Source organism: Serratia sp. B501 (assembly GCF_051172315.1).
Classification (GTDB): domain Bacteria; phylum Pseudomonadota; class Gammaproteobacteria; order Enterobacterales; family Enterobacteriaceae; genus Serratia; species Serratia ureilytica.
In genome coordinates, this window is the sequence record NZ_JBPIZB010000001.1 from 437,137 (window position 1) to 449,196 (window position 12,060).

Genomic DNA, 12,060 nt, shown 5'->3' on the forward strand with positions numbered 1-12,060 from the left:
AAAAAGGGCGCCTCATGGCGCCCTTGAACGTTTCATTGGCGCAGATAGACCTGCGGCAACGACACTTCGGGATGATGAATCACGCCGAGATCGGCCTGGTACCAGCGGGTGAGGATTTCCGTCTGCAACACTGCCTGCGGTGTGCCGCTCGCCACCAGGCGCCCCTGATGCAACAGCAGGATGCGGTCGGCGTACAGCGCCGCCAGATTGAGATCGTGCAGCACACAGCAGACGCCCAGCGGCTGTTGGCGCGTCAACGAGCGCAGCAGGCGCAGGGTATGCTGCTGGTGGTAAAGATCCAACGCCGAAGTCGGCTCGTCGAGGAACAGCCAGGCGGGGGACGGCTGCGGCTGCCACAGCTGCGCCAATACCCGCGCCAGTTGTACCCGCTGCTGTTCGCCGCCGGACAGCTGACGATAGTCGCGCTGTGCCAGCGCCAGGCAATCGGTCTGCACCATCACCTGTTGGATCGCCTGGTGCTCGTCGCGTTTGCCGTGCGGCGCGCGTCCCATGCTGACCACTTCTTCCACGCTGAAGGGAAACGCCAGATCGCTGTATTGACGCATCACGGCTCGGACTTTGGCCAACTGCTGCGGCGCCCAGTGTTCCAGCGGGCGGCCAAGCAGCCGGCATTCGCCGCAGTCCGGCGTCAAATAGCCGGTCAGCAAACGCAGCAGCGTCGATTTGCCGGCGCCGTTAGGGCCGATAATCGCCACCATTTCACCGCCGGCGAGGCTGAGCGAAACATCGTTGATCAAGCGGCGCGTACCGAGGCTGTAGCGCAGCTCCCGGGCCGTGAGGTTGGCGACGTTATCCACCGGTTCGCTCCCGCTGGCGCATCACCAGCCACAAGAAGTAAGGGCCGCCGATCAGGCTGGTCATCAATCCCACCGGCATTTCGGCCGGCGCCACCAGCGTGCGCGCCAGCGTGTCGCTGACCAGTAGCAGGCAGGCGCCGCCCAGAGCAGAGCAGGGCAGCAGCCAGCGGTGATCCCCGCCGAGGCGCATGCGCACCAGATGCGGCACCACCAGACCGACGAAGCCGATCACGCCGCTCATCGCCACCGCCGCGCCGATCAACAGGGCGCTCAACAGCAGCAGCTGCAGCTTGGCGCGCTGAACGTTCACCCCGAGGTAGTGTGCCTCTTCGTCCCCCAGCTGTAACAGGTTCAGACGACGCGCCTGCAGCTGCGTCAGCAGCGCCGTGGGCAGGATCAGCGAGGCGGAAACGGCCAGCGTCGGCCATTGCGACTGGCTGAGGCTGCCCATCATCCACAGCGAGAATTGGCGCAGCTGTTGATCGCTGCTGATGTAGGAGAGCACGCCGATGGCCGCCATGCACAGGGCGTTGATCGCGATGCCCGCCAGCAGCAGCCGCGACAGATTGCCGTGCCCGCTGCGGCTGATGCCGTAGATCAGCAGCGATACCAGCAGGCTGCCGAGGAACGCCGCCAGCATGTGGCCATACAACGCGATCGTCACCGGCAACGCCAGCGGCATCACGATGAACAGCGCGACAAACAGCGCGCCGCCGCTGCTGATGCCCAGCAGGCTCGGATCCGCCAGCGGATTGCGGAACAGCCCCTGCATTACCGCGCCGGATACCGCCAGCGCACAGCCGATCACCACCGCCAACAGCACGCGCGGCAGACGAATGTTGAGCCAGATGTGCCAGGTGGCGTCGCTAAAGGGTTCGCGCCACAGGGTGCCAAACGACAGCGTGAGCGCGCCCAGGTTAGCGGCGACCAGCGCCAGCAGCGTCAGCAGCACCAGCAGGCCGATGATGGCTAACTGAGGCGAGGTGCGACAGCGCATTACTTTTGCTCCGCCGCGTGGCGCAGTTTGGCTAGCGCCGCCGGCGTTTCCAGACCGAAGCCCAGCAGCGCCATGTCATCGACGATCAGCACGCGACGCTGCTTGCCTGCCGGCGTCAACGCCAGACCCGGCAGCGTCCACAGCTGCTGTTCGCCGCCGAGGGTGCGCACGCCGTCGGTGGTGACCAGCAACAGGTCCGGCGCGCTGGCGATGACGCCTTCCTGCGACAGCGGGCGGTAGCGGTCAAAGCCCTGCATGGCGTTTTTCAGTCCGGCGGCGGCGATCACCGCGTCGGCGGCGGTGTGTTGCCCGGCAGCCATCGGCGTAATGCCGCCGTGGCTCATCACAAACAGCACCTTGACCGGCAGCGGAGTGGTATCGACCGCCGCCAGCTGCTGTTGATAGCGCTCGCTCAACTGCTTGCCTTGCTCATCACGCTGCAGCGCGGTGGCGATCGCGGCGATTTTTTGCGGCACCGCCTGCAGGGTGGTGTCACCCGGCACGCTGACGACCTTGACGCCGCTGTCCGCCAGTTGTTTGAGCACCAGCGCCGGCTGCGCCAGCTCGGTCGTCAGCACCAGCGTCGGTTTCAGCGCCAGAATGCCTTCGGCGTTCAGCTGGCGCATGTAGCCGACGTCCGGCAGCTTTTTCACCGCTTCCGGATGCAGGCTGGTGCTGTCGCGGGCGATCACGTCGTCGCCGGCGCCGAGCGCAAAGGCGATTTCCGTCACGTCGCCGCCGATCGAGACGATGCGCTGCGCGGCGGCGGCGGCGGTGAGCGGCAGCGTCAGCGTCACCATCAACGCCAGGCGGCGGATCAAGGAGGATTTCATGCGGCGATGTCCTTGGCGGCGAGCGCGGCGACCTGCTCGCGCCACTGGGTTTGTTCCGGTTGGCCTTCGGTGCGCTGGCCATACAGCTGCGCGATCTGCGTGCCATCTGCGGCGAACAGCTCCAGGCTGGTGACGATGCCGTCTTTGGTCGGTTTGCGGGTGATCCAGCTTTCGGCGATGGCGTTTTCAATCAGGTGCAGCGTGAAGCGGCGGTTGAACACGTTGATCCAGCCTTCCTGCGGCATCAACCGTTCGATCTGGCCGGTGAAAATCTGCACGCAGCCACGGTTGCCGACGAAGATCATGATCTCATTTTGCTGTTGCTGCGCCGCCTCCAGCAGTTGCGACAGCGCGCTGTTGTCCACCTGATAGGCCAGATCGTCGCCGACAGCGCGGAAGGCCTGCTGGCGCGTCAGCTTATTGCGGCTCAGCAGTTGGAAGAACTGGTGCACGTCGGTCATCGCGCGCCATTCAGCGTCGATTTTAGCCTGATCCTGCGTGGCTTCATCGGAGGTGGCCGCCTCGGCGGGCTGCAGCGCCAGCGCCGGGTTTTCTTCGCTCAGGTGGCGTTCCACCAGCGCCATCCAGGCCGGCAGATCGGTTTCCTCGGTGGTGTAGACCTTGTGCAGCGCATCGCCCTGCGGGTCAAAGAACTGAATGCTGTGGCGCACGCCGCGCTTGTTGGTTTCGCTCATGGCGAAGACGCTGGTCCAGTGGTTGAGGAACAGGCGCAGATCCAGCTCGCGCGGGTTGAGGATCAGCCCGGCGTGGCCGTTGAGGTGCTGGTTGCGGTAGCGGCCCATCTGCTCATGCACCGCATAGCTGTTGCGGGTGATGGACTTGGTGACGCCCACTTGCTCGAGTTCGGTCAGCAACGTGCGTGCGTCGGCCTGCAGGCGGCGGGCGTCGTGGCCAACGCGGGCGTGCGTCAGCTCTGCTTCGCTGACGCCAAGGATCGCCGCCAGATCGCGGGCGTATTTGCCGGGATGGTCGATTTTAGCCTGTTGGTAACGTTCGTACAGGGTGTTGCTCATGCGGGATTCTCCTGCGCTGTGATGCGAATGGCGGACACACCGGATGTCCGCCAGATAGTCAAATGATCACCACTGGTAGCTGACCAGCAGTTTGGCGTTGCGGCCATCCTGCGGGACGCCCTGCGGCGAGTAGTACTCTTTGTCGAAGGCGTTGCCCAGCACCACGGTGGTGGTGACGCCCTGCAGACGGTCGCGGCCTTTGTAGCTCAGATAGAAGTCGTTAACCCCGTAGCCGCCTTGCTCCGGCGTCCCCGTCTGCACGCGGGTGGCGCGTTCGGCGAAGGTGGCGACCCAACCGGCGGACAGACCGGTTTCGCCCAGCGGCACATCCAGCGAGCTGGTGACGGTGTCCGGATTGATGCTGCTCAACCAGTCACCGGTCGCTTCATTTTTGCCGCGGGTGCGGTTATAAGCCAAATCCCAGCCGAACCATGAGGTTTTATAGCTGAGCGTAGCGTCCCATCCCCAGATTTTTGCGCGATCGATATTGGTCGAGAAGGTGGTGCAACTGATGCAGTAAGGACCGCGCGGGCCGCGTCCCAGCTCCATGGTGACGTCGGTTGTGATGTAATCCTTGGCTTTGGTATCGAAATAGCTCGCTTTGAACTGCAAGCTATCATCGGCGAGCAGCAGATCGTCGAAACGCAGACCAAATCCGTACTCTTGAGTTTCATTGGTTTCCGGTTTCAAATTAGGATTCGGCACCCAATAGTTGGTGATGGTGGTAGGCCCCATTGGGATGGAGAAGTGTTTGGAGTCGTTGTACATCTCACCCATCGTCGGTGCGCGGAACGCCTGAGAATAGGAGCCGAACAGCATCAGCCAGTCGGTGGGGGTAATGCTGACTGCGCCGCGTGAGGACCATTTGTTCGCATCCACATCGGCATAGCCGTCACTTGAGCCCTTGTAATTGTCATAGCGGGTGCCGGCGAGCAGGGTGACGGGCAGATCGCGCAGCGTGATTTCGTCCTGCAGCCAGCCTGAAGCGAAGTTGATTTTTGCGTGCGGGAAACTTTCGGTCGCTCCGCCCGGCGTTTGCTCCTGTTTGTAAGCCTCGGTGCCGTAGGTCAACAGGTGCGAAGCGAAAGTATCTGCAAACAGGCGTGTGCGGTTTTCGAGTTTGGCGCCTTTAGTGGTTTGTTTGCGCGCTTCATCTTCGCTGCCGCTGGCGTGCGCGTTAATTTTCACGTCCGAGTAATACACTTTCGCTTCAGCATCCAGCCAATCCTGGCCGACCGGCTTCAGTTTGTAACTCAGAGCCGCGTCGCGTTGGATCGTCGAACGATCGGTCATTAAGTTTCCAGCGGAGCTGGCTGGCGTTTGTGGGTTTTTCGGCTCTTGGGCGCTGTTGTTGTAGTAACGAAGGTTGCCGCCCAGCGACTGGTTGTCGTCGATCTTCCAGGTGCCTTTGGCCAGCACGTTGTTGATGGTTTCGTCGTTGGGGGCATTGAAGCCATTGCCCTGGCGCAGATTGCCGACGTCGCGGGTGCCGAACGACAGCAGGCCGTCGAGGTTATCGGTCTTGCCGTAGGCGCTGGCGCCCATGCCCAAGCTGTGATCGCCGCTGCCGGCGGTGCCGTAGACGCGGAACCCGCTGTCGTGGCCTGGCAACAGCAGGTCGGCGGCGTCGACAGTTTCATAAGACACTACGCCACCCAGCGCGCCGCTGCCGTACAGCAGGGCAGAAGGGCCGCGCACGATTTCAATGCGTTTCACCAACGCAGGATCTAAAAATGTGCCGTTAATATGGCCGGTATCGGTGCCCTGGCGGATGCCGTCGACCAGCGTCAGCACGCCGCGTCGGTCGTAACCGCGCATCATGAGATCCTGCCCATTGCTGCGGCCGGAGCCCGTGACGGTAATACCCGGCACGCGGCGCAGCATATCGGCAGCGGTCCCCGCAGTTTGGCTTTCCGGCGAACTGCCTTCGATGATCGTCACCATCATCGGCGCTTCAAAGCTGCTGCGCTGATTGCCGGTGGCGACCACGGTCATGGTTTCGTCAGCGGCTTTGGCTTTTTTGGCCGGCGTCGCGGGGGAAGAAGAGGGTGTCGTGCTGGTGTTTTGTGCCAAGGCCACCGTAGGCAGAGCGCAGGCAATCGCCAGACTCAACGCGGAAAAACGCAGCCGGGTGGAAAATGTCAGAGGCATGGTGCAACTCTCCGTATGTTATGAAACATATCAATAGATTTGCTGGCTGCCTGGATCACAAGATCGGGGTGGCTGGCGTTTGAGGATTCTGTGGTTATTTGGTCAGGATCAATTTCCCTGCCTTGGTCTGCCGCAGTTGATAGCGCTGGCCCTGATGGGTAATGAACGCGATGCCGTCGGCGCCGAGCAGCTGTGCGCTGTCGTAGCTGGGCGGCGCGTTTGCGCTGTGCTCGGTCGGGGCCGCGGCGGCGGGAGTTGGCGTGTTAGCAGTATCCATCATCTTTGTGCTTATAAAACAGACCATTAAATGGTAATTAATATCAAATTGAGAATCATTATCATGTGATGGAAAGGTTACATCAAGGAAAATTTTCTTACCGATGGAACCTTTTTGCCGAACGGACATCCGGCGACGGGCCGAACGCGCTCGGCCCGTAAAAAAGAGGGGATTATTTCAGCAGGGTTTCGATACGGTCGAACAGACGCTCAGGTTTGGTGATCGGCGCAAAGCGTGTGACACGTTGACCATCGGCGGTGAGCAGGAATTTGGTGAAATTCCATTTGATGCGGCGGCTGCCCAGAATGCCGGGCGCCAGGCGTTTCAGTTCGTTGAACAGCGGATGGGCGCCGGGGCCGTTGACCTCTATTTTGTTGAACAGCGGGAAACTGACGCCGTAGTTGAGGCTGCAAAAATTGGCGATCTCAAGCGGACTGCCCGGCTCCTGAGAACCAAACTGGTTGCAAGGGAAGCCGAGCACCATCAACCCGCGTTCGCGATAGTATTGCCACAAATTTTCCAACCCGCGGTATTGCGGGGTGAAGCCGCACTTGCTGGCGGTGTTGACCACCAGGTAAGCGCGCGCCGGGAAATCGCCCAGCGTTTTTTGCTCGCCCTGCAGCGTGACGCAGGGGATGGATAACAGAGAGTGAATCATGCCGGGGCTCCCAGTGCGTTGCGGCGGGTGTTAAAGGATTGCGATCAGTATAGATGAGCGAAACAGGGGAGATAAAGCCGGGGCGTGGCCCCGGCCTGCGATAGGCTAGAAGCGGCTATCGATGGCATCCGCCAGCATCGCCAGCAGCTGTTCGCTGTCGGACCAGCTCAGGCAAGGATCGGTGATCGACTGGCCATAGGTCAGCGGCTGGCCGGCGACGATTTTCTGCGTGCCTTCCACCAGGAAGCTTTCCGCCATCACGCCGGTAATGGCGGCAGAGCCGGCGCGGATCTGCTGGCAGACATTGTCGGCCACTTCCAACTGACGGCGATGCATCTTCTGGCAGTTGCCGTGGCTGAAGTCGATCACCAGGTGCTCCGGCAGATCGAATTCACGCAGGCTGTCACAGGCGGCGGCGATATCGCTGGCGTGGTAGTTCGGCGTTTTGCCGCCGCGCATGATGATGTGGCCGTACGGGTTGCCGCTGGTCTGGTAGATGGTCATCTGACCATGTTTGTCCGGCGACAGGAACATGTGCCCGGCACGCGCCGCGCGAATGGCGTCGATGGCGATGCGGGTGTTGCCGTCAGTGCCGTTTTTGAAGCCGACCGGGCAGGAGAGCGCCGAGGCCATTTCACGGTGGATCTGGCTTTCGGTGGTGCGCGCGCCGATGGCGCCCCAGCTGATCAGATCGGCGATGTATTGGCCGACGACCATGTCCAGGAATTCGGTGGCGGTCGGCAGGCCGAGCTGGTTCACCTCCAGCAGCAGGCGGCGCGCCATTTCGATGCCGCGGTTGACCTGGAAGGTGCCGTCCAGCGCCGGATCGGAGATCAGGCCTTTCCAGCCGACAACGGTGCGCGGTTTTTCGAAGTAGGTGCGCATCACGATCTCCAGGCGATCCTGGTAGCGTTCGCGCAGGGCGTTCAGCCGGCCGGCGTAATCGACGGCGGCGTCGAGATCGTGGATGGAGCAGGGGCCGATCACCACCAGCAGGCGGCGGTCTTCACCGGTAAGGATTTTTTCAATGCGTTTACGTGACGCTGTCACGTTATCGGCGACGGCCGCCGAGATCGGCAGCTTATCCGCCAACGCTTGCGGCGTGACGAGGCTGTCGATGCGCGCGGTCCGCAGTTCATCTGTTTTGTGCATGTTGTTCCCTGGAAACTGTTCTTCTCTGCGGCAGAAGCGCCGGGAAGTGATGGCGATCACAATAACGCAAAAAGCGCTGAATTCAACCGTAGAGATTGCGTTCTGTTGATCAAAGCCGCGAAAAAAAGCACAAAAAAATCAGCTGCTGCTGAAATAAACGGCAGGCGGCGGGGCGCGATGGCCCCGCGGGGAAAGATCAGAACATGCGGCGGCTCATGCCGAGGATATCGAGGATTTTGGTGGAGATCTCTTCGACCGAATAGTTGGTGGTGTTGAGGTAGCGGATCTGGTTTTTGCGGAACAGCGCCTCGACCTCGGCGATTTCCATGCGGCACTGGCGCAAGGAGGCGTAACGGCTGTTTTCGCGCCGCTCTTCACGGATCGCCGCCAGGCGCTCCGGATCGATGGTCAGGCCGAATAATTTATGCTGAAACGGTTTCAGCGAGGCCGGCAGATGCAAATTGTCCATATCGTCGGCGATAAACGGGTAGTTGGCGGCGCGGATGCCGAACTGCATCGCCAGATAGAGGCTGGTGGGGGTTTTGCCGCAGCGCGAGACGCCGAGCAGGATCACCTGCGCCTGATCGAGGTTGCGCAGCGAAATGCCGTCATCGTGCGCCAGGGTATAGTCGATGGCGGCGATGCGGGCGTCGTACTTACCGAGGTTGCTGGCGGTCAGGCCGTGGGTGCGGTTCGGCACCGGCGTCGGTTCCACGTCCAGTTCGCCCTGCAGCGGGCCGACCAGCGCCTGCACGATATCCTGGCAGAAGCCCTGGCTCTGGACGATCACATCGCGCACTTCCGGCGAGATGATGGAGTAAAACACCAACGGGCGCACGCCGGTTTCATGGTAAATATCATCGATTTGCTGGCGAACTGCGCGCGCGCGGGCCTCGGTTTCGACAAACGGCAGGGTATAGGTGGTCGCCGTGACCGGGAACTGCGACAGCACCGCGTGTCCCAGCACTTCGGCGGTGATCGCCGTACCATCCGAAATATAAAAAACGCTTCTTTCCACCCGAGGCTCCTTACCTGAAAACGGTGTTCCTGCTGTCATCACTGTCAATATCATGGGCCGCAGACGATCCGTCGGTAAAGGGGCGAGAGAAAAAATTGTGACGGCGGGGCGATAAACCGCCATGCGGCGGCGCAGGCGGAAAGCGCGATTAGCGGCCATAAAAAGTGCGGCCCAGCGGCGCTTTTCCACCTGAAGCGCGAGTTTGCCGTTATTTTCACCAAAAACGGTAGCGTTTGCGCGGTTATTAAAACAGAAGTTTAAAAAGAACGTAATTTGTTGAGAACTAAGCTTTTCGTGCGTTTGGGAACGGTTCCCAGGCAAATCAGCCGGTTAGGACATTCTCTTAAAAACCACTTTCTTCAGTGGGTTGATCGATTCACCTTTCCATTTTCCCCGGATCAGTGTGCTAGTCTGATTCGGCTCCGCGTTTAGCGGCGCCGTAAAGCAAGCGAATTAAATCCGTCTTTACCCTACTGATAGCAATAAGGATTGTCTCGATGTCCAACAATGGCCCAGACTTGCGTAATGTGCTTTGGTACAACCAGCTTGGCATGCACGACGTTGACCGTGTCGGCGGCAAAAACGCTTCCCTCGGTGAAATGATCACCAATCTTTCCGATTTGGGCGTGGCCGTGCCGAACGGTTTTGCCACCACCGCGCAGGCGTTTAACGATTTCCTCGAACAAAGCGGTGTTAACCAGCGCATCTATCAGTTACTGGATCAGACTGACGTTGACGACGTTGCACAACTGGCCAAGGCCGGTGCCCAGATCCGCCAATGGGTGATCGACACGCCGTTCCACGCCGAGTTCGAGCGTGAAATTCATCAGGCTTACCAACAGCTCGCCGACGGCGAACCGGAAGCCTCCTTTGCGGTGCGCTCCTCCGCCACGGCGGAAGACATGCCGGACGCTTCCTTTGCCGGCCAGCAGGAAACCTTCCTCAACGTGCAGGGCATCGACGCCGTGATGGTGGCGATCAAGCACGTGTTCGCGTCGCTGTTCAATGACCGCGCCATCTCTTATCGCGTGCACCAGGGCTACGACCACCGCGGCGTCGCGCTGTCGGCGGGCGTACAGCGCATGGTGCGCTCCGATCTGGCCTCCTCGGGCGTGATGTTCACCATCGACACCGAGTCCGGCTTTGATCAGGTGGTGTTCATCACCTCCGCCTTCGGTCTGGGTGAGATGGTGGTGCAGGGCGCGGTGAACCCGGATGAGTTCTATGTGCACAAGCCGACGCTGCAAAAAGGCAAGCCGGCGATCGTGCGCCGCAACCTGGGCTCGAAAAAAATCCGCATGGTGTACGCGCCGTCGCAGGATCACGGCAAGCAGGTGCGCATCGAAGACGTGCCGGAAGCGCAGCGCAGCCGGTTCTCGCTGACCGATGACGAAGTGCAGGCGCTGGCGCATCAAGCGATCCTGATCGAAAAACATTATGGCCGCCCGATGGATATCGAGTGGGCGAAAGACGGCCATACCGGCAAACTGCTGATCGTGCAGGCGCGCCCGGAGACCGTTCGCTCCAACGAACAGACCATGGAACGCTATCAGCTGAACGGCTCCAGCCCGGTGCTGGTGGAAGGCCGCGCCATCGGTCATCGCATCGGCGCCGGTCCGGTGAAAGTGATTCACGATATCAGCGAAATGGATCGCATCCAGCCGGGCGACGTGCTGGTGACCGACATGACCGACCCGGACTGGGAGCCGATCATGAAGAAGGCCGCTGCGATCGTCACCAACCGCGGCGGGCGCACCTGCCACGCGGCGATCATCGCCCGTGAGCTGGGCATTCCGGCGGTAGTGGGCTGTGGCCACGCTACCGACGTGCTGAAAGACGGTCAGAAAGTCACCGTATCCTGTGCGGAAGGCGACACAGGCTTCGTTTACAGCGACATGCTGGACTTCAGCGTGCAGAGCTCTGAAGTGACCGAACTGCCGGATCTGCCGCTGAAGATCATGATGAACGTCGGCAACCCGGATCGCGCTTTCGACTTCGCGCGTTTGCCGAACGAAGGCGTGGGCCTGGCGCGGCTGGAATTCATCATCAACCGCATGATTGGCGTGCACCCGCGCGCGTTGCTGGAGTTCGATCAGCAAACGCCGGCGTTGCAAAATGAAATTCGCGCGTTGATGCAGGGCTATGACCACCCGGTCGAGTTCTACGTCGGTCGTTTGACCGAAGGGATCGCGACGCTGGGCGCCGCCTTCTGGCCGAAGCGCGTGATCGTGCGTCTGTCCGACTTCAAATCCAACGAGTACGCCAACCTGGTGGGCGGCGACAAGTATGAACCGCATGAAGAGAACCCGATGCTGGGCTTCCGCGGGGCCGGCCGCTACGTGGCCGACAGCTTCCGCGATTGCTTCGCGCTGGAGTGCGAAGCGGTGAAACGCGTGCGTAACGAAATGGGGCTGACCAACGTCGAAATCATGGTGCCGTTCGTGCGCACCGTGGCGCAGGCGGAAGCGGTGGTGGCCGAGCTGGCGCGTCAGGGGCTGAAGCGTGGCGAAAACGGGCTGAAAGTGATCATGATGTGCGAGATCCCGTCCAATGCGCTGCTCGCGGATCAGTTCCTTGAGCACTTCGACGGCTTCTCCATCGGCTCCAACGACATGACCCAGCTGGCGCTGGGGTTGGATCGCGACTCCGGCGTGGTGTCAGAACTGTTCGACGAACGCAACGACGCGGTGAAAGCGCTGCTGTCGATGGCGATCCAGGCGGCCAAACGCCACGGCAAATACGTCGGTATCTGCGGCCAGGGGCCGTCCGACCATGAAGACTTCGCCGAGTGGTTGATGGAGCAAGGCATCGATAGTCTGTCGCTCAATCCGGATACCGTAGTGCAGACCTGGATCAACTTGTCGAAAAAGAAATAATGCATCGGCGCTGCTAAGGCATTAATACCCGGCCGCAGTTTACGCTGCGGCCTTTTTATTTCTGAATGTAAATAACGGCGCGTTAAATAATCAATTTGGCGAAAAAAGAATAAAAAAAAGCCCATCGTAGGAGATGGGCAAAGACTACACACAGCAATTCACATGTATGGCATTACATTGTTCAGAAAGGTTGCTTTAAAATCAGTGATTTGAAGCAATAGATGGCCATAATACTAGATATTTGAA

At 60.6% G+C, this 12,060-nt stretch carries 10 protein-coding genes and 1 other RNA gene; 1 reads left to right on the forward strand and 10 read right to left on the reverse strand.

Annotated elements, in window-relative coordinates; genetic code table 11:
• Positions 1-32: 32 nt before the first annotated feature.
• The 9 genes from ACSBQV_RS02330 to ppsR all read right to left on the reverse strand — a co-directional run bounded on the left by ACSBQV_RS02330 (position 33) and on the right by ppsR (position 8,977).
• Positions 33-818, reverse strand: a complete 786-nt coding sequence (locus ACSBQV_RS02330; RefSeq protein ID WP_099782847.1) for a heme ABC transporter ATP-binding protein — start codon at positions 816-818, stop codon at positions 33-35.
• Positions 811-1,815 (reverse strand): FecCD family ABC transporter permease, encoded by a 1,005-nt coding sequence (locus ACSBQV_RS02335; RefSeq protein ID WP_099782849.1) that lies wholly within the window; start codon positions 1,813-1,815, stop codon positions 811-813. The genes ACSBQV_RS02330 and ACSBQV_RS02335 overlap by 8 nt, the downstream gene beginning before the upstream one ends.
• Positions 1,815-2,648 carry a heme/hemin ABC transporter substrate-binding protein gene (locus ACSBQV_RS02340; protein WP_099782851.1) on the reverse strand — a complete coding sequence of 278 codons (834 nt, stop codon included), beginning with the start codon at positions 2,646-2,648 and terminating at the stop codon, positions 1,815-1,817. The genes ACSBQV_RS02335 and ACSBQV_RS02340 overlap by 1 nt, the downstream gene beginning before the upstream one ends.
• Positions 2,645-3,682 (reverse strand): hemin-degrading factor, encoded by a 1,038-nt coding sequence (locus tag ACSBQV_RS02345; protein WP_033642896.1) that lies wholly within the window; start codon positions 3,680-3,682, stop codon positions 2,645-2,647. Before ACSBQV_RS02345 ends, ACSBQV_RS02340 begins: the two co-directional genes overlap by 4 nt.
• 66 nt (positions 3,683-3,748) lie before the next feature.
• A complete protein-coding gene (locus ACSBQV_RS02350) occupies positions 3,749-5,833 on the reverse strand; it encodes a TonB-dependent hemoglobin/transferrin/lactoferrin family receptor (RefSeq protein WP_117187491.1) in 2,085 nt (694 codons plus the stop codon).
• Between the two features lie 94 nt (positions 5,834-5,927).
• Complete coding sequence (gene hemP / locus ACSBQV_RS02355; RefSeq protein WP_016927944.1) at positions 5,928-6,110, reverse strand: hemin uptake protein HemP; 183 nt, start codon at positions 6,108-6,110, stop codon at positions 5,928-5,930.
• A gap of 172 nt (positions 6,111-6,282) precedes the next feature.
• Positions 6,283-6,768 (reverse strand): glutathione peroxidase, encoded by a 486-nt coding sequence (locus ACSBQV_RS02360; RefSeq protein WP_033642898.1) that lies wholly within the window; start codon positions 6,766-6,768, stop codon positions 6,283-6,285.
• A gap of 105 nt (positions 6,769-6,873) precedes the next feature.
• Positions 6,874-7,920 (reverse strand): 3-deoxy-7-phosphoheptulonate synthase, encoded by a 1,047-nt coding sequence (locus tag ACSBQV_RS02365; protein ID WP_033642899.1) that lies wholly within the window; start codon positions 7,918-7,920, stop codon positions 6,874-6,876.
• 196 nt (positions 7,921-8,116) lie between these two features.
• Entirely contained in the window at positions 8,117-8,977 is an 861-nt protein-coding gene (gene ppsR / locus ACSBQV_RS02370; RefSeq protein WP_160880175.1) for a posphoenolpyruvate synthetase regulatory kinase/phosphorylase PpsR, read from the reverse strand.
• A gap of 458 nt (positions 8,978-9,435) precedes the next feature.
• Between ppsR and ppsA the strand changes: the two genes are divergently transcribed.
• Positions 9,436-11,814 (forward strand): phosphoenolpyruvate synthase, encoded by a 2,379-nt coding sequence (gene ppsA / locus ACSBQV_RS02375; RefSeq protein ID WP_033642901.1) that lies wholly within the window; start codon positions 9,436-9,438, stop codon positions 11,812-11,814.
• Between the two features lie 109 nt (positions 11,815-11,923).
• On the opposite strand, the gene rprA is transcribed toward ppsA, so the two are convergent.
• Positions 11,924-12,033: antisense sRNA RprA (rprA, locus tag ACSBQV_RS02380), an RNA gene on the reverse strand.
• Positions 12,034-12,060: the final 27 nt, after the last annotated feature.